Raw genomic sequence first — 20,034 nt, 5'->3', positions numbered from 1 at the left:
GAGTCAGTCGACCAAGAGAGTCAGTGTACTGACCAAAAAAAATTTATCGATCCATCACGTTTTGTTTTGGATAGAACGCTATTGGAGCCGATATTTGTACTTTTTAGCACAAAAAGAATCTGCCTCCTCGTCAGAATAGTCGAAGTAAGAAAAAGAATCAGGGTCGTAGGATATGTTTTTTCGCCAACGGCTAGTGCCTTCAAGATTTTCTTGGTTTAGTTAACTGCCAAATCATGCCGTAAAGAATTATCACCGTGCATAGGAGTAGAACATGCAACAGATCAGGCGTTTTCTCAATCGACGTAGGTTTCTCTCAGCGACTACTGGATTGGCTGTTTGTTCATTAGTATTAACAATCGGCTGCTCACAAAATATGGACACGGCTACTGAGACAGAAGCTGCTTCCGATGGTGAAGTTGCCGCAGCGCCTTCCAGCGATATGCCAAAGGTCAAAGTGGGCTTTCAAACCGGAGACATCAACAATATTACGATGGTCGCTGCCGAAGAAGGCTACTTTGAAGAGGTTGGTCTGGATGTCGAGATGAGCCCTTATTCCTCGGGTGGCGCGATGGTCCCCGCGCTTGCTGCGGGAGAGGTAGATATTACTTGGTTCTTTCCTTTTCCTTCATTGACGGCATTCGCTACAGGTGTGGATCTTGAAGTTGTTCTGTTAGATCACGCTCCCCTAACCGCAGAGCGCTTGATTGCTAGCGAGTCAATCCCTGATATGAAGGCACTCAGCGGTAAAACTATAGGGGTTACCATTGGTACCTCCGGGCACCATTCTCTCTTGGCAGCGCTCGATCAAGCAGGTATTTCTCAAGATGATGTTACGCTTGTGAACTTAAAGCCGTCAGAAATGGCGGCGGCCTTCTCGGCTAAGCAAATTGACGCCGCTTGGACTTGGGAACCCGCTGCTGGAAAGCTCAATGAGCTAGGTGGTACAGATATCGCTACGGCTAAGTCAGTTGGCGCTTATGCGGTGGCACTATGGGGAGTGCGGAAGGAATTTGCGGAAGAAAATCCGGAGGTGATGCAGAAGTTTATGGAAGCCTGGGACTTGGCCCAAAAAGACTATCTTGCTGACACCAAGGCTGGACAGCAGTGGGAAGCTAAGCGGCTAAACCTGACGCCAGAAGAATTTGGAGCAATGGTCGATCGACAGGGTTCAACGGTAATTCCTATAGAAGATCAGCTCTCGGATCAGTGGCTTGGGCAGCCCGGCGAACCCGAGTCAACAGATCTCTATAAGGCCTACGAAGAATACGCGACTTTCCTTGTCGAGCAAGGTCGGTTGGATAGTGTACCAGAAGATCTATCTCCCCTAATCAACTCTTCCTACATCGCTGAATATCTTGAGACAAAGTGATATGACTCGATCGATCTCTAGGTCTTTGACAGATATTCAACAAACTGAGTCAACCGAGCAAGCTATGTCTCTAGAAGAGATTATTGGCTTAGACCGGGTGACGTTCGGCTACAGCCGAAAGCGGTTGGTATTACAAGATCTTACCCTGAGTATACAGCGGGGGGAGTTCTTGAGCCTATTAGGACCATCAGGCTGTGGAAAGTCCACTATATTAAACCTGATTGCTGGGTTTTATAAGCCGCTAGCTGGTTTGGTAACGCATGGTGGCAACCCTGTTAGGGGACCCTCGGAAGAAAGAGGGGTTGTGTTTCAAGGAAATGCACTGTTCGATTGGATGACAGTAGAACAGAATATTGCCTTTGGCTTTCGGTTTCAGCCGTTGCCAAAGCTAGAAAAGCAGCAAAAGGTGAAAACGATTATTGATCTAGTAGGACTACGAGGCGCTGAGCGTAAGTACCCCTACCAGCTCTCAGGAGGAATGCGCCAGCGGGTGGCCGTAGCGCGATCAATGGTAGTGCAACCGGAGATCTTGCTGATGGATGAGCCGTTTGCAGCGGTGGATGTACAGACCCGCGAGGGCTTGCAGGAAGAGCTATTGAGGCTGCATGAGCAGGTGGCGGGAGCAATCTTATTTGTAACGCACAGCATTGAAGAAGCGGTGTTTTTGAGCGATCGCATTATCATCCTAGACCGTAACCTGGGCGGTATTTACGATGAAACCGTTGTGCAGCTGCCAGAACCTCGCTATGCCCCAATGAACCGAGTCTCCGATGCTTTTAATCAGTATCGAACGGATCTGTATCTAAAGATGAAGGCCATCAGCTAAGGAGATCTCTCTATGCAGTTGAAAGCGTCAAAACAGGTCGCTCATGACGTGCCTGATTTTAAGGGGAGAGATCTTCAAACTCAAGCACTCAGAGAAAAAGGACTGTTGTTTTGTATAGGCATTGCCATGCCTGTTCTAATTCTCATTTTGTGGGAAACGACTACCCGGCAGGGATGGATTGATGAGCTATTTCTACCAAGCATTTCGGGAATTGTGACTGAGTTTTTTGCGATCGCAAATAAGGGCTATGCTGGCACTCCGCTTATCGCCCACGTGCTGGCCAGCTTGCGCCGCGTATTCACAGCCTTTGGCATTGGCAGCATCGTTGGGCTACTCCTAGGTCTATTGATGGGCTATTACAAATATATTCGTGCCGCCTTTTATGTAGCCACTGAGATATTGCGGCCCATTCCTCCTCTCGCTTTTATCACCTTGTTTATTCTCTGGTTTGGTATTGGTGAAGTTTCCAAAGTCTTAATTATTCTCTATGCTGGCGCTCTGATTGTTATGCTCAATACCATGGAGGGGGTGCGAGCTTGTCCTAAGGAGAAGATTCTCGCTGCTAGAACTCTGGGCGCAAACGATCTCGCCATCTTTGCCTACGTAATTTTTCCTGCCGCGCTGCCATACATTTTCACAGGGATGCGGGTTGCCCTCTCGGTAGACTTCGGCATTTTAGTCGCAGCCGAACTGCTCGCGGGAGATTTAGGCATGGGCTACATCATTCAAGATGCCAGCACCTTTTTTAACGTAGAAGCGCTGTTTGTTGGCATTTTGATGATTGCCTTTTTTGGTGTGGTGTCTGACTTTTTGCTCAGAATAATCTCTGCTCGCGTTGTTCACTGGCAGGGTTAATCCACTCTTTCTATTTCTATTCGCACAGCTACTCACGCAGCTTTTATTTATACATTCACCAGAGTAAGCCATATGGTACAGACCCTCTCTAATCCCGCCGAGATCAATACTTTAGAAGAACAGATTCTCTCAGAGATCACGGCTGAGAAATGTATTCAACTGATTAAAGACCTCGTACCGACAGGACAACCAGGCTGTGGAAACTCAATTGATCCAGAAGCTCCAATGGCTCACGAAGAGGATATCTCTAAGCAGGTAGGAAACCTGTTGAAGGCTTACGGATTGGATGTAGAGTGGGTAGCTGCCATTGAGGGACGACCTAATGTTGTTGGACGTTGGAATGATGGTCTGCCGGGGCCTTCACTTATTTTCAACGATCACTTAGACACCTATCCCTCTTGTGATCCGCGAGAGTGGCATATGTCTGGTCATAATCCTTATAATGCCACCCTGCATGGCAACCATCTCTACGGTCGCGGCACCTCTGATACCCGAGGAAATATGACTTGCCAGCTGATTGCAGTTGAACTGTTGCGCAAAGCTGGGGTAAAAATCAACGGAGAGCTGATTTGCGCCTATACGGTAGATGAAGAGCGCCATGGCAAAGCTGGCTCGATGCATCTATTGAATGAGTACGGTTTAACAGCTGACTATGAGGTGACGGCTGAGCCGACGTCTTGGACGAATGAGGATGAGTGGGGGATTGGGATTGCGTTGGCTCATTCAGGGCTATGCGTGGTGGATATTGAGATGACAGGCGTGCGATCGCATATCTGGCGACCCGATGAAGGCATCAACCCGATTCTCCACATGGCCCAGCTGATCGAAACTCTGAGAAACACTCCTTTCACCCACGAGCCGCCTGAAATTTATGGGCCGACGCAGCCCAGCATCTGCCCGGTGAGTATTCAGGCAGGCAAAGTTGGAGAGGGACAGTTCACGCCCCCCTCTTGCAAAGCCAGGGTGTGGGTAATTGGTTTAGTCCCTGGAATGACCTACGACTCCATCATGGCAGATATGCAAAAAGTGATTGACGATATGAAGTCAGCAGATCCAACTGTGCAGGTCACCATTACTCAAGTAGAAGGAGAGACTTTTGTGCCTGCCTATAAGGAGGTGTCGAAAGAGGCTGCTCATGTACAGGCCCTCTCACGCGCCTATCAAAAGATTCTCGGAAAAGAGCCGGTGCTCTATCGTAAAAACGCCTACTGCGACACGCTGCGATTTGCCCATAGCGGCATTCCTTCCATTACCTTTGGCCCGGGTGAAGATGGTTGGACTCCAGTAAATGAGTATATTGACATCGAAAAAGTGGTTGCTGCCACAAAAATCTATGCGCTGTTTTTACTGGACTTTTTCAAAGTAGAGAGCTAGCTAGTAGGCACTCAAAAAGATCTCTCAGAATTTCCTTTGATCACGCACCTATAAGTACCCTGGTTTCGCCGGGGTATTTTCTTTGAAATTATGCTTCCTTCCCACATTACAATTCCAGCTCGGCCCTATCCTATTGCCCTTAGCCTAGAACATACGGCCCTACTGGTGATTGACATGCAAAATGACTTTTGCACCCCTGGCGGCTGGGCCGATCTTAAAGGCTTCGACGTGAGGGAAACCCAACAACCTATTCGGCCGTTGAAAGCCCTACTAGCAGCTTTACGACAAACGCCCATAACGATTATCCATACGAGAGAAGGTCATCGTCCAGACTTAAGTGATTGCCCACCTCACAAGCTGGATCGCTCGAAACGACAAAAAGCAGAGATTGGCAGCGAAGGGATGATGGGTCGGCTATTGACGAGAGGCTCAAAAAGTCATGACTTTGTCGATGAGTTGCAGCCGTTACCGGATGAGATTGTGTTGGATAAACCAGGAAAAGGAGCTTTTGTTGCGACAGACTTAGATTTAATCTTGCGACAGCGAAACATTCGGCAATTAGTGCTCACGGGCGTGACGACTGAGTGCTGTGTGCACACAACCCTACGTACAGCCAACGACTTAGGCTACGAGTGCTTACTTTTGGAAGATTGCTGTGCCTCTTTGAACCCAGAATTTCATCGTATATCGGTAGAAATGACTCAGACAATCTTTGGCTGGGTGAGTGTCTCTACGAAGCTTTTGCAGGCGATAGACTTCTAGATGTTCGTCCTATTCTGGTGAGCGTTCTGTTGAAAGATGCACCGGATGGTAGAACCATGAATTCAGTAGAGGCAAGCAGGTTTCTCTTTTTAATAACTTTTTCAACAGAGTCACAAACTGTAGCAACGATAGCTACAGATACGATCTCTCCTCTGATATTAAACAGAAACTAGTGTTATTCCCGGTGAGATTGGAGCAGGTGTGATGACGAAGAATTGGAAGCTGCCCTGGCTTGGTTTTGCTTTGGCCTTGCTGGTGGTGTTTGTGGGCGCAACGGCTGTTCGTAGTCAAATTCCCCAACCCTTAGTCATAGAGCGGACGGGTGAGTTTTGTGTGGATGATCCAGCATGTTTCAACCGCTTCCATCCCGATATTCCGCCTGCGGCTACTGCTCAGCCGGGCCAACCGATTGTATTGGGCACCCGTGATGCCTTTGACGGAGCATTTAACCTAGCGTCCACGCCAGAAGATGTGGTTGCCGCTGATTTGTCGTTAGTGCATCCCATGACCGGACCAGTCTATATTGAAGGCGCTAAGCGAGGGGATGTGCTCGCGGTGACGCTCGAAGACATCGAGCCCGACCCCTATGGCTATACGGTGATTGCGCCTGGATTCGGGTTTCTGCGTGATTTGTTTCCCGATCCATACATTGCAAACTGGAGCCTTGATCGCAGCGTTGCGGTCTCAGAAGAGATCCCTCAAGTAGAGATTCCGTTTGCCCCTTTCTCTGGGTCAATGGGGGTACTGCCTGGCGATCCTGAGTTAGCAACCTTCCTAACCCGCGAGGCTGAACTCGCAGAAGTGGGTGGGATTTCGTTAACGCCGCTTCCGACTGGGGCTTTGCCCGCTGATCTCTGTGGCCCCGAAGGAGCTGACAAAGATCGCTGTATTCGGACGATTCCCCCGCGTGAAAATGGCGGAAATATGGACGTGAAGCAAATGCAGGTAGGAACGACGATTCTGTTTCCCTGCTTTGTTGATGGCTGTGGGCTATTTGCTGGGGATGTACACTATGCCCAAGGCGACGGAGAAGTCTCGGGGACTGCTATTGAGATGGGTGCAACAGTCACCGTGTCGACCGAGATTCGTGAAGGGCTGGGCGCGCAAGTCAAATCTCCCCAGTTTGAAGGTGGTGACCAGCTAAAGGCGTTGGCACCCGAGAAGTTTTATGCAACGACAGGGATTCCGATTAAGAAAGCGGGTGAAATTCCGCCTTATCATACCTATCTGAACAGTGAGGTGCTAGAGCCTTTGAGTAACCTATCAGAAGATCTGACATTGGCCGCACGAAATGCGCTGATCGATATGGTGGATTATCTTGTAGAAAACCATGGACTGACTCGTGAGCAAGCCTATGTGGTAGCTAGCGTGGCAGCAGACTTACGGATTGGGCAGCTCGTAGACGTTCCTAATTACCTGGTGTCTGCAATCATTCCGTTGACTATCTTTCCTGAGTCAACTGTCTCCCAGAATGGTTCTCAGAACAATTTCCAGAGTAATACAGAGGTAGCCGTTCGGTGAAGCGTCGTGATTATTTGAAGGGTATGGGTGCGATCGCATTATTCCCGCTGGGCCATACCCCCTTTCCCCAGTGGAAAGTGTATCGAAAGCTGCACCTGTTTATTGTGGTCAATCGAGACGACACCGTAGCCTATAATCTTGGACAGGCGATCGCTCACACTCTTGCCGAGGAGATTCCTGAGTCTAGAGCTATGGTGACCCGCGCTCGTAATCCACTGCGGCTGGCCAGTTTGATCAGTACACAGCAGCTCGACGTCGCCCTTCTACCTAAAACAGAATTAACCGCTTGGCGAACTCACCAATATCCCTATGATCAGCTGCAGTCTACAGACTTGAAAGAACTGTTCGAGGTAGAAGACTATGTTTTGATCAGCCGTAATGACTTTCGTGCGGAACACGCGGCCTGGATTCGGGAAACATTAAAAGCGCATTTATAGCCAGGTGCCCGTAATCAAATAGTCTTATGATTAAACAGTTTTTCAGCACGTTATTCGTACCATAACGTTTTCGAGATAAGGAATATGTTCTTGAAGCTGAAGGTTGACCGCTTCGGCGATCGCCTGTCCTTCTTTCACAGAAAGATTCTCAGCAATAACTACATCAAGTTCTGCGTAAAGCCGATGACCTAGCCATCTAGCTCGAATGGCTTCTACTGATCTGATATCAGTCACATGCTCAGTCAAGTGGCGAAGGGTGTCAACGAGCTCAGGTTCAACACCATCGAGCAGGCGAGTAAAGATAGTTTGTCCTGATTCCCACACAATCTTAAGCAACAAACCTGTAATCACCAAACCAACTAGCGGATCAGCCCAGGAATACCCTGCCCAAACGCCGATTGCACTCACTAGTACAGCTAAGCTGACTAAACCGTCTGCTAAAGCGTGCTGCCCATCAGCAACTAACGCTGCGCTATTAATCTCGCGACCCACACGCGTGCGAAAGATGGCGACAGTCTCATTGCCAACGAAGCCGATGAGAGCAGCCATTGCCAATGCGCCTATATGGTGAATGGGCTGGGGATGGTAAAAGCGATTGATAGATTCATAGGCAGTAATCAAGGCACTCAGCAAAATGACGCCCACAACGGCTACGCCTGCTAGGTCTTCGACTCGTCCATAGCCGTAAGCAAATCGCTTGGTTGGCTTACGTCGTCCTAGGATGAATGCCACGCCTAATGGTAAGGCAGTCATGGCATCACCTACATTGTGAATCAGGTCAGCTAAGAGCGCGACGCTACCCGACAGCCAGAATACACCCGCCTGCGCGATCGCCGTTACGGTGAGGCAAATGAGTGACACTTTCACGGCCCAAAGCCCCCGTTCTGAGGTGGCAATGGCAGGATCAATTGTGCCATGGGTATGAGTATCTTCTCCAGGCTGATGAACATGATGATGCGAATGGGTAAGAGATTTGGGAATAGAGAGTTGCTTCATAGGTGCCATATTCGATCAACACAGGGTATGTCCGACTTGAATTCCAGGGCATAGCTCATTATCTCAACATGTTCCTACACTGAACTGTCGCGGATCGAACACGAATTACGTTCATTAAAAATTACTAGATCAAGGCTGAACTTTCGCTAGATGTGGAGGCTTATGAGTTTCTTAGAAGTGTTCTAGAGTTGAGTCGCTTAACCCTTGGATTACGCTTGGAGCGAATTGACAAAATTCAACATATCATCGTTACTTCTGTAGATATGTTTCAACATACGCAGAGAACTCTCCAGTGATCGGAGCAAGATAGCTAGGGTTTTTCTGTTAGTCGGCAAGTGAAATGTATTGTAGTTAACTGTTTGTTTCTAAGAAAATAGGTACTCTCAGTTTACTAAGGGAGACCATGTAAAATTAACTATTCTCACTTTGGACAGCTTGTTTGAAAGAGTTGAAGTTTGAGAGTTCCTAAAAGTGTGAGTCAAATAGAGATGGTGATGTCATCGCAGTGCTTTAGAGCTTCCTCAATATGGTGATGTCAGCCCGGCACTTAGCTTATCTTCAAGAATCACAGCCCGGGTTTTCTGGTTTAGACATTACAGTGACTGGCTTGACAAAGTATCTGGGTGGTCAGGTTCTATACAAGGACTTTAACCTAGAGATTGCCAGCGGAAAAATCACCTGCATCTTTGGTCCAAATGGGTGCGGTAAGTCGACGCTGATTAATATGATTGCTGGGCTGATGCCGATAGATTCAGGCCAGCTACGCTTTGGAGGGAAAGCGCGATCGCAGACTAAAATTGGCTATGTGTTTCAAAACTATCGCGATGCGCTCTTTCCTTGGCTTATGGCTATCAAGAACATCGAGTATCCGCTTTTAAGCGCAGGATTTTCCCGATTGCAGCGAAAGACAAGAGTAGAAGAACTGATCGCTCAGTTTGACGTTCAATTTGATCTATCTCGGTATCCTTACGAACTCTCAGGCGGTCAGCAACAGCTCGTTTCAATTATGAGAGCACTGGCCACTCGGCCCAATATTCTCTTTTTAGATGAACCCTTTTCCGCCTTAGACTACGAAGCAACGCTCGCCATTCGCGACCAGCTCCAGGCGGTATTTGCCACTACTGGGGTCACCATCGTTATGATCTCTCACGACTTAGAAGAAGCCGTCTACCTAGCCGATCATATTTTGTTGTTGACTAAGCGCCCGACTCGCTTGGCCGAGCGAGTTACCTTTGAAGCTAAGCGTCCTCGTACACTACAGACACTCTCGGATCCAAGTTTTGTGAAAACAAAAGCACATAGCTTAGAAGTGTTTCGTCGAGAGGCCGGTTAGTGTGAAACCTCTTCAAAAGGCGTATCCTTATTGGTCAAAGATTTCTCCCGTCCTAGCGGCGAATACAGGGACGCTGATTTTTATTGTAATCTGGTGGATAATCACAGCCTTAGAACTAGTCAAGCCGGTGCTGCTACCTAGCCCCATCGCAACTTTTTTAGCGCTTTGGAATGGCTTCGTAGGAGGCGATCTCTTAGTTGACTTTTGGTTGACGCTTTACCGCACTCTCTATGCCTTTGCTATTGCTGCTATCTTAGGTGTTCCTGTTGGCATTTTGCTAGGTGCCAACGAGCGACTGTATAAATCTTTCGAGTTCTTAATCGACTTTTTTCGATCTACGCCTGCAACAGCCATGTTTCCACTGTTCTTGGTGGTGTTTGGCATTGGTGACTTTTCCAAAGTTGCCGTGGCTGCCTTTGCCGGGGCCCTCGTCATCTTTTTTAATGTTGCCTATGGAGTGATGAACACTCGCAAAACGCGTATTATGGCAGCTAAGGTGATGGGCGTACCGAAATGGCGCGTTTTTATCGATGTCATTTTTTTTGAGACTCTACCCCAAACCTTCATTGGGTTACGGACGGCTATTTCCCTGACACTAGTTGTCATTATTGTGGCAGAGATGTTTGTGGGTTCTACAAACGGTATGGGACAGCGCATTATTGACGCGCAGCAGGTTTTTGACATGTCTGGAATGTATGCCTCAATTATTGCAACAGGTGTCATGGGCTATGGATTAAACCAGTTCTTTTTATTAACCGAAAACAAGTTCATCCATTGGAAAGGAAAATAGGTCTATGGATAAGTTCTCTTTGAGTCGGCGTAAGTTTGTTAAGTATGGAGCGCTCACGGTTGGTGCAGGTGCGGTTTCAGCTTGTGGTGGCAATCCATCAAATACAGCCACTCCTGACACTGCGAGCGATGTGTCGGCCGAAAGTGGCAGTAGCCCTGAGCTGATTGTCAGGAAAGAAAAGGTGGTAGCCTCGTGGCTTCCAATTATGCAAACAACAGCTTACTACGTTGCCTTGAAGCAAGGTTTGTTCGAACAAGCTGGGATCGAAGTTGAGTCTGTGAAGTTTGAAAATCCCAATCAAATTATTGATTCGTTAGTCTCGGAGCGTGCCGATTTTGGGCCACCTGGCACGGCCGCTGGTATCGCCGTGCTTGCGGAGGCGAGAACACCTGGCACGTTTAAGGTATTTGGCTTACAGGGCGGCGGCATCAAAAGTAGCTTAATCAACGATGGACTCATCGTTATCCCAGATTCAACCATTACCTCGTTTAAAGACCTTGAGGGTAAAAAAGTAGGTACCATTCCCGGGATTCAGTGGGAGACCATTCTCTCCTATGTTCTGAAGCAGAACGGACTAGAGCCCGGTAATAACGTCACGATTGAACAAATGGCCGTTGGACTGCATCTACCCTCCGTGGTTTCTGGCGCTGTAGACGCGACCCTTTCACTAGAGCCTATTGGGTCGATTGCAGAAGCCACAGATCAAGGTAAACGAGCCATGACCAATCCTGTCTCAATGTTTATCTCAGATCCGTTCTATTCTGGGGCTGCTGTACTGACCTCTAAGTTTTTGACCGACCGCCCTGAAGTAGCCAAAAAAGTGGTACAGGTGATCGACGAGGCGACTAGAATTGCTAACGAAGATTTTGACAGCGTTCGACCTATTATTTCAGAATTTACTGCCCTTGAGTCTGAGCAAGCGGCTTATGTCGCCCAGCCACTTCTTAAGCGGTTTGACGATCTCGATGAGACCGATTTAGATTCCTATCAAAAATTTATTAATGTCTTCGTTGATGAAGAGGTGCTAGATAAAGAGATGGTTGCCAAAGAGCTAGTACTAGATAAGTCAGAACTCATTTAGGATGCAGCTGAAAGAGTAGCCTGTGAAAGTTACCTAATTTTTTGAACGTATGTGCTGATCTTAGAAGCCTATGCAAGAAGTTCCGCCAAAAGCCTACCATCGTCATATCCCTCATCATGTTAATGACAGCTCAGAAATTCCACACTCTGAAAAGGAGGTTAGCTTTTTTGAGAAGCAAATTGTCTGCATACATCACCTACTGATTTCGAAGGGATATTTACCTAGCTTAGATGCTATCCGTCGCGCTGCCGAAGAAGTAGATGGACTGTCCGATGCTCAGCAGTCCTCAGCAGAGAACCCTGTCTTCTTTCCTAACTTTTTAAAGGGTCGCTTGCCTGAGTACGGGGAAAGGCGAGTACTCGCTGTTGAGAAAGTGTTTTGTGAGATGGGTTTTATTACCCGTGAGGAGCTACAACAGACGCCAGATGAGATTGCGCCGGACGAGACTAGAAGCGATCACACTAAAATATGGTCAGGCAGTAACTTGCTAGACAATGACTTTCCAATAGGCCGCTACTCACCCCATATCGACAAAAAGGCATATCCAAAACCCAGATACAGCCCAGGTGATTCAGTCCAGGTTGCGCCTTATCCAAAACCAGGTCACATCAGAGTACCTGCCTATCTGCTCGGAAAACGTGGCAAAATAGTCAGCTTTCAAGACATGTTTTCTAATCCAGAGGATGTTGCTCATTTGAGATCAACGGTGGTTCGTCTTCCGCTTTATTTAGTAGAGTTTGAGATGACAGAAGTGTGGGGCGATCGCTGTTCCCAAAAAAGTCTTAGAGATAAAGTTAGAGCGGAGATATACGAGTCCTGGTTGTCTTCACTAACCTAGTAAAACACCACTTTTCTAGAGCATCTACTTTTAGACACTGTACATTTTATCCGTTATGACTAACCTTCACGAACATAACCAGGCATCACCTAGCGACTCAGAGGATCTGGGTACACATGACCACAGCCATGACCCCATTGATGACAATGAAGCATACTGGGCTCAAAAGACTCAAACCATCCAGAAGCTTTTAGAACAAAAAGGATTTTTCACTGCTGCTGAAGTCAGACGCGAGATTGAGCGACAGGACTCAGTAACGCCTATGCTGGGAGCGCGTTTAGTTGCTCGTGCCTGGGTAGATCCTGACTTCAAGCAGCGTTTGCTAGCAGATGGCAAAGCAGCTTGTCAAGAGATGAATATCGATACGGTAGAAATTAAACGACTTCAAGTCGTTGAAAATACGCCACAAGTGCATCACGTCGTGGTGTGTACACTTTGCTCTTGCTATCCAAGAGCAATTTTGGGCTACCACCCTCCCTCCTGGTATAAAAGCACTGCCTATCGTAACAGAGTTGTCGTCGATCCTCGTGGAGTGCTAGAAGAAGAGTTTGGCACAATTATTCCAAAGACTGTTGAAGTAAGGGTGATGGATAGTACGGCAGATACTCGCTATTTGGTTATTCCGCTTAGACCGCAAGGTACCGAAAGTTGGTCCGAGACAGACTTAATTTCACTAATCAATCGCGACAGTATGATTGGTGTATCCTTTACCAAAAGTCCAGAACAGCTCACATCGAAACCGTGATTTTGGGAGCGTAGCATGAGGTAGATCTGTCAATTTGTCTGCCAGTTCAATAAATCGCCTGGATAGCATCATATCGAATGCATTGTAACCACAAGAGAGAATACTTTTGAACTTTTAATGTTGCGTTCATTTTTGACAAAGCCTGCCAATTCGAATGCCCTCATCCCTGGCCCTTCTCCCCCAGAAGATGGTAGATCTAGTGAAAAAGCAGTCCTCATTCGTAGGGCTGTTGAATGTTAGTCTATTGAACCGGCAAAGAAAATTCGATAATCTCTACGCCGCGAGCGCTGAAAGAGTTATCAAATTTTTTATTGATAACTTCAATCTCTCTTGCCAGATTAGAATTGCTAGAAAGTCCTACATTTACCAGCCGGTTCTCAATCGATACAGGCTGAAGCTCAAAGAGAGAGAGTCAGCGCTACCATACTCTTCGATGCTAAGGACTTCTTCAAGAGCATCTAGCTTTTTGGCTTCTAGTACCTGAGCAGACATTACCAAAGCACCTAACCCTATGTAAAGTAATCCTGTAGGACAAACACACTTGAAGGTTTCATAACAGTTACACTTTCTATTGTTTATTTTCATTATGAAACCTTCGCCGTAAAATAGAACGCTCTTATCAAAAGGACTTAACAAGCGTTTTAGCTTGACGAGCACACATACGACAAGATACCCCACAGAAGTGGTTTGCTCTAAACCTCCGACCTTTGCTATAGCTGTTGTTCAAAAGCTTGTAGGCTCTCTTGGCGAATCAAGTCGAAGCAGTCTTTTTTCAGCGCTGAAAACGTTGGATCGACTAGAAGATCGCTTGTTCTAGGGCGCGGTAGTGAAATTTTAATGTTTTTTAGGATTTGGCCTGGATTGGCGCTCATAACAACCACGCGATCGCCCAAGAAAATTGCCTCATCAATATCATGCGTCACAAAAACAACCGTAGTTTTAAGCTCTGACCACAGCGTCAACAAATTCTCTTGCATCATAAATCGGGTTTGTGCATCTAGAGCGCCAAAGGGCTCGTCCATCAGCAGTACCCTGGGAGAGTTCGCTAACGCTCGGGCGATCGCCACTCGCTGCTGCATACCTCCAGAAAGCATCATCGGATAGCGCTTGGCAAACTTGGCAAGCCCCACCATTTGTAAAAGATCTTGAGCAATTTTATGGGCGTTCACTTTGGGCTTACCTGCCATACGTGGCCCGTGAGCGACGTTTCCCAAAACTGTTTTCCAGGGAAACAGGGAAGGCTGCTGAAAAACCATACCGCGATCACCTCCTGGCTCTTCGATCACGTACCCATCAACTGCGACAGTCCCCTGACTCGGCGTAATAAAGCCAGCAATAGTATTTAGCACAGTCGATTTACCGCAGCCAGAAGGTCCGATCAAGCACACAAACTCACCTGCAGGAACGTCTAAAGAAAACTGGTCAATGGCTAGAAAGCTATGCTTACCTTCACCAAACACAACAGACAACTTCTCTATCGAGATATAACCCAGTAGACAGTTCGACGATGAACCCTGTGCTGAGAGACTGTGCGATGAAAGATTGTATGACGAAAGACTGTGCGATGAACTCATTATGTCCACCAGACGAGCTTTTTTGAAACCGCATCAAAGCCCTTATCGGCAATAGCTGAAATCAACCCGAGAATAATCAGCCCCCCCAAACTCTTCCCAACCTGCAAGTTCTGCTGAGAGATATCAATCCGGTAGGCAATACCCGAGAAAGTCCCTGCCAGTTCAGCCGCCACCAGGGTATAAAAAGAGATACTAATAGATGTTCTAAGGCCGACAAAAATATAGGGCAGTGAGCCCGGTAGCAATATCTGTGGAAGCATTTGCTTTTCGGGTGTGCCCAGGCACTGAGCAGCTCGAATGAGGTTTTTATCAACGCGCTGTACACCCAAATGAGCTGCTATCCACACCGTAAAAAATACGCCCCAAAATACCAAAAACCATTTGCCTAGCTCCGAAAGACCAAACCACAAAATGACAATAGGTACAAAAGCAATGGGCGGAATCGGACGCAGGAGCTGAAAGACAGGGGTGAGGAGGTTTGCAACCAACTGATATTGCCCGGTTAGGACGCCGACAAAAACGCCAGCGATCGCACCAGACATAAAGCCAACGACCACCCTTGAAAGGCTCATGGCAATATCTATTAGCATAGTGCCTTCTTTGGCCCAACCGACAAGTGCGATCGCCACCAGCGTCGGTGGTGGAAACAATACCGGATTGACCATGCCAGAACGAGAGACAATCTCCCATCCTCCTAAGAAGAGTGGAATCGATAGAGATAAGGCCCAACGATTTAAAGCGGCCTGTTGCTTGGTAATACCGGCCATGTTTCTACCCTATCAGACGATTTCAAGTCCAGTGATTAAAGTCCAGTGATTTTCACCCGCTCAGGTGCGACTGCCTTAAGTGGTTCTGGGTAAATAATGCTCTTAAAATCTGGCATGTCGGTAACGCCATCTGGGTGATTTCCACTTTCAAGCCGCCAGGCAGCATGAGTATCCAAAATATCGAGTACCTTTTGGTCGAGTACAACTTCATAGATGTAGTCATCCCAAATGGGAGCCAGGTCTTCTCGCTTCATATCAACGGCGTCAGCCACAACGGTAATCGCATCTTCTCGGTTGGCTTTCATCCACTCTTCTGCATCAATCAAAGCCTGCATAAACTTCTCAGCAACAACAGGATTGTCATCAAGATAATCGGTTGTTGTTACAATGTTGAAAGTCTCTGAATAAATACCAGCAGTATCTAGCTGCGTGACTTTATCGCCCAATGTTTTTTGCCCATTGCTAATGTGTGGCTCCCAGGTGTTGTAGGCATCGATACTGCCAGAAGTAAGCGCTGCCAGCATCTCCTGCGGACGTAGGTTCATAAGGGTCACATCGTCAGGGCTTACGCCAGCTTCCTTGAGCAAGGCCATTGTGTATACTTCCCCACCAGTACCAGCCGTAAATCCAATCCGCTTTCCTTTGAGATCGGCTAGGGTGGAGACATCCGCGCTGGCATCGGTGAGCGTTTTAAGATCGGAATACTCCATACGCGCCAAGAAGGCGATAGGCTGCTGTGCCATCGTTGCTGCAGTAGTTGGTGCTTCAGCAGTCGTTGCGATATCAGCGGCACCGCCCATCACGGTTTCTAGACATTGCTTTCCAGAAGTAAAGTTGCTGACTTCTACATCCAGACCTCGTTTATCAAAAAAGCCCTGTTCTTTGGCGACGATAGCGACACCAGAGATTGGGGAAAGGTTTTGGGCCAAGCGAAGAGAAATTGGGTCCGAAGTAGGCTCGGCAGCAACATCGCCGGTTGTGGCATCAGCCTCTGGGGTAGGTACACCACTTGTATTGGAAGTACAGCTTCCTAGGCTAGCAGTCACGCTTGCGCTCAAGCTAGCACCAAGCAACAGCTTGTGAAATTGTCTTCTAGAGAGCGTCATGATGCGTAGTTCCTCACAAGGTAAGCACCCGCAATTGAAATGTCGCAATTGGAGGGGCTAGAACAAGATTCGAAGCATGCAAAGCAACAACCTCTGAATTTATTAGCTCTTCACTGGTTGCTGGTGATGTTATTGAATCAAGGCTGACTCAAATTCTCTGTAGCTATAGATACGAGAAAGCTCTCTAAAACAGAAACGTAGTATCAATAGTTTCTTTGAGTCTAGAAAAAATATTAATTGATAGCGTTACGCACGACGATAACAATGGAAACTACCCACGCCGTTTACTTATCACAGCCAAGCCAACGCCACCTAAAATCATTACAGATGCCATTAATAGGCTGCTGTGAGCCTCGACCTAGCAACGAATAAAATCCCCAGGTAATCCCAGCCACAACCATCAGAGCAGCTCCAAGGATTGGCGGGGCCTCCAACCCTGGAGAGACAAGATAAACTAAGCCTGCCATTGCTAAGGCGAGTCCTACCCATTCAAAGGAAGTAGGCTTCTTTCCCTGTTTTCGCGCCACTAAAATCATGGTGATTTGTACCGTGCCAAATAGGATGAGTGCGCCAGTGCCTGCGGCCAGCTATAGGTAAGAGAAAGAGAATGCGATCGCATACAAAAACAACATCACCGCCGCTGTCCAATTTCCCTTCGCTAGGCTAGGTTTTTTTGGGTGGGTGAGCGCCGTAATCGCGAGTAGCATAGTGGCACCTGACAGTAGCCGAATAGTGCTGAAACTGGCAGCATCAATCGCTCCTTCGCCCAGCGCCATACGAGTCAGTAGCGAATTAGCCGCAAATGCAACAAGGGTAGCCCCGGTCAAAAGTGAAGTTTTGACAGCAGACAGGGGAGTTTCCATAGTGTCTCTTTTTTCTACGGCATGTTACTTTAGCAGGTCTTGCGCTAGCAGATCTTCGCCAGATAACTTCAAGAGCACATTTTTGCATCGCTACACTTCAGAAGATAGCTGTGGGAGCTTGAAAGCACCCGCTGGTGGTGACAGCAAGCAAAATGACAAAAGCCTATCAACATTCGCTGTAGCATGTCAGAGTAGATACAGCAAAAGACTGATTATGAGCAGCCAGGACAACTATACTCCTCCTAAAGTGTGGCAGTGGAAAACCGAAAGTGGCGGTACTTGGGCCAGCATCAATCGACCCATCGCAGGCCCAACCCACGATAAGAAATTGCCTATCGGGAAGCATCCTTTCCAGCTGTACTCCATGGGCACACCTAATGGTCAAAAAGTCACTATCTTGTTTGAAGAGCTGTTGGCTCTGGGGGAGACAGAAGCTGAATATGACGCTCACTTAATTAAAATCAGCGACGGCGATCAGTTCAGCAGTGGGTTCGTCAAAGTCAACCCTAATTCAAAAATTCCGGCACTCGTCGACCGTTCAACGCCTACACCAATTCGTGTGTTTGAATCAGGTTCTATCTTGCTCTATCTTGCAGAAAAATTTGGTCACTTCATCCCGACAGCCCTTCCATCTCGCACCGAGTGTTTATCTTGGCTATTCTGGCAGATGGGTTCAGCACCATATGTAGGTGGTGGCTTTGGTCACTTTTACAGCTACGCGCCGAACAAGATTAAATACTGCATCGACCGCTTTACCATGGAGACAAAGCGTCAGCTCGACGTGCTAAATCGTCAGCTAGAGACACATCAGTTTGTTGCAGGCGACAACTACACAATCGCCGATATCGCCATCTGGCCCTGGTAAGGCGGTTTGGTTCATAGCAATGCTTACGATGCCGCGGAGTTTCTTGATGTGGGCGCTTACACACAGGTTATGCGCTGGGCTAAAGAAATTGCCAAACGCCCAGCTGTAAAGCGCGGTCGCATGGTCAACCGAACCTGGGGTACTTTGGCAGATCAATTACATGAACGCCATGATGCTAGCGACTTCGAGCATCGCACACAAGATAAAATCATAAACTTATTAGATTCAGACCCTGCTTCGTAGACCTGATTACCATTGGCCCTACGGTCAGGTTTCAAAATCACCTACATTTGGATAGGCAGTGTAAAAGAGGTTGCACCTAAGTGATGATTCTGGTCATGGTTGCTAGCACAACGAAAAGCCTTGCCCAGCTCGACTAGATACGGTTCACTGTAGGGCCGCGCAATTAAAGTAAGGCCCGACGGAAGTCTGTTAGATTGGCGTCTGTTGGGTAGCGCACTTTCCCAGGGGAGAGGCAACGCCAACGCACACAAGTCCAACAAGTTCACGAAGTTCGTATAGTATCCTAAATTAGCATTCAGCCTTAGTGGCTCTGCCTCCACCTCATCAATTCGATAAATCGTTCCCGTCGTCGGCACTACCAAGAAATCAATCTCATCCCAAAGCGGCTGACTCTTTCGCTTTATTGCTTCTACAGCATACAGTCCTTCAAAAGCTTCTACGGCGGTAATTTTCTTTGCCTTCGAGAGAATCTTACGAGTGGTTGGGAAAACAGCTTCTGGCATAGTTTCAACAAAGCTACCGACAGAAGCATAGCGCTCTGCGACCCAAGGTCCGTTAAACAACAGATCATTCGCTTCTAGAAATGGAGCATAGTCAATTTCCTGGCAGATGCCGCCCATCTTAGTGAGTGTTGCGATCGCCCCTTCATAGAGCCTATCCACATCCTCATTCCCAAAAAACTCTCGCTGTGATGATCGAGGTACCCCAAACCGAAAGGGCTGCTTAGGCTTGTATTCTCTCAGCCGTGGCGGCGGTTCATCCATCGGACGAGAGAAGGAATGAGCAGGGTCATAGCTGAGAGCCGTCTCAAAAACAGTCTGAGCATCTTCAGACGTCAACGTAAAGATAGAGATACAGTCCAGTGTTTTACAGGCCTCCACCGTATAGGCCGTGCTCAAAAGTCCCTTCGTGGGTTTGAGCCCGACGATGTTGTTAAACCCGGCAGGTACCCGGCCAGAACCGCCCGTATCCGTGCCAAGGGAAAAGGAAACTAAACCAACGGCGACGGATAACGCCGAGCCGGAGCTAGAACCCCCAGGAATGTAGTCTTTTGAAAAAGCATTGTGAGGCGCTGTATAGCCAGTACGAATACCAACAAGGCCTGTCGCGAACTGATCGAGATTGGTTTTACCGATGAGAATAGCACCCGCATCCAACAGATTTTGGACAGCGGGATTGGTGTGGGTGGCAGTGTAGACAAAGCCCGGACAGCCTGCCGAGGTAGGAAGCCCAGCAACGTCGATACAGTCTTTGATACTGAAGGGAATACCCCAAAGGGGAAAGGCTTTGTCGGTGTTGTTCTCCAGAGAAAGGACGCGCGAACGTAAGTTTTCTTCTGGTAACTTATAAATCCAAATGCCATCATCCCCACGAGCCTTCAACTCAGCGATAATCACTTCGACCACATCTCGTGGAGAAAGCATGCCCTGCTTATACTGTTGTTGCAAGTTTGAGATAGTAAGCGGAATTTCCAAATCGTGCAGTCTGCTCATACTGACGTCTCACTTACAGCGTTTGACCACTTAGTTAATGTAAAGCAAAAAGGTGTTGTTTAGGCCTAGTGCAATCAATCAAACAGCTCATACCTCTCATTAGGCCTATGTTCAGCGCTCTGACCTATGAATCCTCCGCCACACGTTCAAAACTGCTACCTGCTGAGGCATTATAGTCACTATCCTACTAATTGGA

21 protein-coding genes are annotated in these 20,034 nt (G+C 47.7%); 13 read left to right on the top strand and 8 right to left on the bottom strand.

The features are described 5' to 3' along the window. Positions 1-271 precede the first annotated feature (271 nt). From S7335_RS15405 to S7335_RS15375, 7 genes are all read left to right on the top strand, one after another. Positions 272-1,369, top strand: coding sequence for an aliphatic sulfonate ABC transporter substrate-binding protein (locus S7335_RS15405; RefSeq protein WP_006457260.1), 1,098 nt, complete (start codon positions 272-274; stop codon positions 1,367-1,369). 1 nt (position 1,370) lies between these two features. Further along, entirely contained in the window at positions 1,371-2,195 is an 825-nt protein-coding gene (locus S7335_RS15400; protein WP_006456933.1) for an ABC transporter ATP-binding protein, read from the top strand. A gap of 12 nt (positions 2,196-2,207) precedes the next feature. After that, positions 2,208-3,050 carry an ABC transporter permease gene (locus tag S7335_RS15395; protein WP_006457123.1) on the top strand — a complete coding sequence of 281 codons (843 nt, stop codon included), beginning with the start codon at positions 2,208-2,210 and terminating at the stop codon, positions 3,048-3,050. Between the two features lie 72 nt (positions 3,051-3,122). After that, positions 3,123-4,424: a M20 family metallopeptidase gene (locus tag S7335_RS15390; RefSeq protein ID WP_006455993.1), complete on the top strand. Its 1,302-nt coding sequence runs from the start codon at positions 3,123-3,125 to the stop codon at positions 4,422-4,424. Between the two features lie 90 nt (positions 4,425-4,514). Further along, positions 4,515-5,186, top strand: a complete 672-nt coding sequence (locus S7335_RS15385) for a cysteine hydrolase family protein (RefSeq protein WP_006454721.1) — start codon at positions 4,515-4,517, stop codon at positions 5,184-5,186. 204 nt (positions 5,187-5,390) lie between these two features. After that, positions 5,391-6,707 (top strand): acetamidase/formamidase family protein, encoded by a 1,317-nt coding sequence (locus S7335_RS15380; RefSeq protein WP_006457087.1) that lies wholly within the window; start codon positions 5,391-5,393, stop codon positions 6,705-6,707. After that, positions 6,704-7,144, top strand: a complete 441-nt coding sequence (locus S7335_RS15375; RefSeq protein ID WP_006453960.1) for a hypothetical protein — start codon at positions 6,704-6,706, stop codon at positions 7,142-7,144. Before S7335_RS15380 ends, S7335_RS15375 begins: the two co-directional genes overlap by 4 nt. 42 nt (positions 7,145-7,186) lie before the next feature. Here S7335_RS15375 and S7335_RS15370 read toward each other — a convergent pair whose 3' ends face one another. After that, positions 7,187-8,140 carry a cation diffusion facilitator family transporter gene (locus tag S7335_RS15370; protein WP_157620281.1) on the bottom strand — a complete coding sequence of 318 codons (954 nt, stop codon included), beginning with the start codon at positions 8,138-8,140 and terminating at the stop codon, positions 7,187-7,189. 526 nt (positions 8,141-8,666) lie between these two features. Here S7335_RS15370 and S7335_RS15365 point away from each other — a divergent pair. The 5 genes from S7335_RS15365 to S7335_RS15345 all read left to right on the top strand — a co-directional run bounded on the left by S7335_RS15365 (position 8,667) and on the right by S7335_RS15345 (position 12,927). Continuing rightward, the gene (locus S7335_RS15365) at positions 8,667-9,473 is read left to right on the top strand and encodes an ABC transporter ATP-binding protein (RefSeq protein WP_006455182.1); all 807 of its coding nucleotides are present in this window, start codon (positions 8,667-8,669) and stop codon (positions 9,471-9,473) included. Between the two features lies 1 nt (position 9,474). Further along, complete coding sequence (locus S7335_RS15360) at positions 9,475-10,263, top strand: ABC transporter permease (RefSeq protein WP_006453594.1); 789 nt, start codon at positions 9,475-9,477, stop codon at positions 10,261-10,263. A 4-nt stretch (positions 10,264-10,267) separates the two neighbouring features. Continuing rightward, entirely contained in the window at positions 10,268-11,344 is a 1,077-nt protein-coding gene (locus S7335_RS15355) for an ABC transporter substrate-binding protein (protein ID WP_006457148.1), read from the top strand. 70 nt (positions 11,345-11,414) lie between these two features. Further along, the gene (locus S7335_RS27350) at positions 11,415-12,182 is read left to right on the top strand and encodes an SH3-like domain-containing protein (protein ID WP_006456417.1); all 768 of its coding nucleotides are present in this window, start codon (positions 11,415-11,417) and stop codon (positions 12,180-12,182) included. A 55-nt stretch (positions 12,183-12,237) separates the two neighbouring features. After that, the gene (locus S7335_RS15345) at positions 12,238-12,927 is read left to right on the top strand and encodes a nitrile hydratase subunit alpha (RefSeq protein ID WP_006455192.1); all 690 of its coding nucleotides are present in this window, start codon (positions 12,238-12,240) and stop codon (positions 12,925-12,927) included. 363 nt (positions 12,928-13,290) lie between these two features. On the opposite strand, the gene S7335_RS29210 is transcribed toward S7335_RS15345, so the two are convergent. The 6 genes from S7335_RS29210 to S7335_RS26075 all read right to left on the bottom strand — a co-directional run bounded on the left by S7335_RS29210 (position 13,291) and on the right by S7335_RS26075 (position 17,237). Continuing rightward, a complete protein-coding gene (locus S7335_RS29210; protein WP_006456699.1) occupies positions 13,291-13,419 on the bottom strand; it encodes a hypothetical protein in 129 nt (42 codons plus the stop codon). A gap of 218 nt (positions 13,420-13,637) precedes the next feature. Beyond that, a complete protein-coding gene (locus S7335_RS15340; protein WP_006457053.1) occupies positions 13,638-14,387 on the bottom strand; it encodes an ABC transporter ATP-binding protein in 750 nt (249 codons plus the stop codon). A gap of 113 nt (positions 14,388-14,500) precedes the next feature. After that, on the bottom strand, positions 14,501-15,268 hold the full coding sequence (locus tag S7335_RS15335; protein WP_006456745.1) for an ABC transporter permease: 768 nt from the start codon (positions 15,266-15,268) through the stop codon (positions 14,501-14,503). A 35-nt stretch (positions 15,269-15,303) separates the two neighbouring features. Further along, positions 15,304-16,374: an NrtA/SsuA/CpmA family ABC transporter substrate-binding protein gene (locus S7335_RS15330; protein WP_006457700.1), complete on the bottom strand. Its 1,071-nt coding sequence runs from the start codon at positions 16,372-16,374 to the stop codon at positions 15,304-15,306. A 284-nt stretch (positions 16,375-16,658) separates the two neighbouring features. Further along, entirely contained in the window at positions 16,659-16,910 is a 252-nt protein-coding gene (locus S7335_RS26080; RefSeq protein ID WP_006454948.1) for a hypothetical protein, read from the bottom strand. 51 nt (positions 16,911-16,961) lie between these two features. Continuing rightward, positions 16,962-17,237 (bottom strand): hypothetical protein, encoded by a 276-nt coding sequence (locus S7335_RS26075; protein ID WP_006455494.1) that lies wholly within the window; start codon positions 17,235-17,237, stop codon positions 16,962-16,964. A 214-nt stretch (positions 17,238-17,451) separates the two neighbouring features. Here S7335_RS26075 and yghU point away from each other — a divergent pair, with 214 nt between their 5' ends. After that, positions 17,452-18,102, top strand: coding sequence for a glutathione-dependent disulfide-bond oxidoreductase (gene yghU / locus S7335_RS15320; RefSeq protein ID WP_227500012.1), 651 nt, complete (start codon positions 17,452-17,454; stop codon positions 18,100-18,102). A 284-nt stretch (positions 18,103-18,386) separates the two neighbouring features. Here the strand turns inward: yghU and atzF are convergent, their stop codons facing one another. Then, entirely contained in the window at positions 18,387-19,838 is a 1,452-nt protein-coding gene (atzF, locus tag S7335_RS15315) for an allophanate hydrolase (protein ID WP_006454317.1), read from the bottom strand. Positions 19,839-20,034 lie beyond the last annotated feature (196 nt).

The organism is Synechococcus sp. PCC 7335 (genome assembly GCF_000155595.1).
Classification (GTDB): Bacteria; Cyanobacteriota; Cyanobacteriia; order Phormidesmidales; family Phormidesmidaceae; genus Phormidesmis.
The sequence above is the reverse complement of the archived record's forward strand: the minus strand, read 5'-3'. Positions and strand labels throughout refer to the sequence as shown.

What these genes read in the sequence shown, in the direction of transcription:
- S7335_RS15335 (WP_006456745.1), bottom strand. Translation starts at nt 15,268, where the DNA reads ATGGCCGGTATTACCAAGCAACAGGCCGCTTTAAATCGTTGGGCCTTA.
- S7335_RS26075 (WP_006455494.1), bottom strand. Translation starts at nt 17,237, where the DNA reads ATGGAAACTCCCCTGTCTGCTGTCAAAACTTCACTTTTGACCGGGGCT.
- S7335_RS15390 (WP_006455993.1), top strand. Translation starts at nt 3,123, where the DNA reads ATGGTACAGACCCTCTCTAATCCCGCCGAGATCAATACTTTAGAAGAA.
- S7335_RS15330 (WP_006457700.1), bottom strand. Translation starts at nt 16,374, where the DNA reads ATGACGCTCTCTAGAAGACAATTTCACAAGCTGTTGCTTGGTGCTAGC.
- S7335_RS15370 (WP_157620281.1), bottom strand. Translation starts at nt 8,140, where the DNA reads ATGAAGCAACTCTCTATTCCCAAATCTCTTACCCATTCGCATCATCAT.
- S7335_RS15365 (WP_006455182.1), top strand. Translation starts at nt 8,667, where the DNA reads ATGGTGATGTCAGCCCGGCACTTAGCTTATCTTCAAGAATCACAGCCC.
- S7335_RS15385 (WP_006454721.1), top strand. Translation starts at nt 4,515, where the DNA reads ATGCTTCCTTCCCACATTACAATTCCAGCTCGGCCCTATCCTATTGCC.
- yghU (WP_227500012.1), top strand. Translation starts at nt 17,452, where the DNA reads ATGAGCAGCCAGGACAACTATACTCCTCCTAAAGTGTGGCAGTGGAAA.
- atzF (WP_006454317.1), bottom strand. Translation starts at nt 19,838, where the DNA reads ATGAGCAGACTGCACGATTTGGAAATTCCGCTTACTATCTCAAACTTG.
- S7335_RS15380 (WP_006457087.1), top strand. Translation starts at nt 5,391, where the DNA reads ATGACGAAGAATTGGAAGCTGCCCTGGCTTGGTTTTGCTTTGGCCTTG.
- S7335_RS29210 (WP_006456699.1), bottom strand. Translation starts at nt 13,419, where the DNA reads ATGTCTGCTCAGGTACTAGAAGCCAAAAAGCTAGATGCTCTTGAAGAA.
- S7335_RS15395 (WP_006457123.1), top strand. Translation starts at nt 2,208, where the DNA reads ATGCAGTTGAAAGCGTCAAAACAGGTCGCTCATGACGTGCCTGATTTT.
- S7335_RS26080 (WP_006454948.1), bottom strand. Translation starts at nt 16,910, where the DNA reads ATGATTTTAGTGGCGCGAAAACAGGGAAAGAAGCCTACTTCCTTTGAA.
- S7335_RS15345 (WP_006455192.1), top strand. Translation starts at nt 12,238, where the DNA reads ATGACTAACCTTCACGAACATAACCAGGCATCACCTAGCGACTCAGAG.
- S7335_RS27350 (WP_006456417.1), top strand. Translation starts at nt 11,415, where the DNA reads ATGCAAGAAGTTCCGCCAAAAGCCTACCATCGTCATATCCCTCATCAT.
- S7335_RS15400 (WP_006456933.1), top strand. Translation starts at nt 1,371, where the DNA reads ATGACTCGATCGATCTCTAGGTCTTTGACAGATATTCAACAAACTGAG.
- S7335_RS15355 (WP_006457148.1), top strand. Translation starts at nt 10,268, where the DNA reads ATGGATAAGTTCTCTTTGAGTCGGCGTAAGTTTGTTAAGTATGGAGCG.
- S7335_RS15405 (WP_006457260.1), top strand. Translation starts at nt 272, where the DNA reads ATGCAACAGATCAGGCGTTTTCTCAATCGACGTAGGTTTCTCTCAGCG.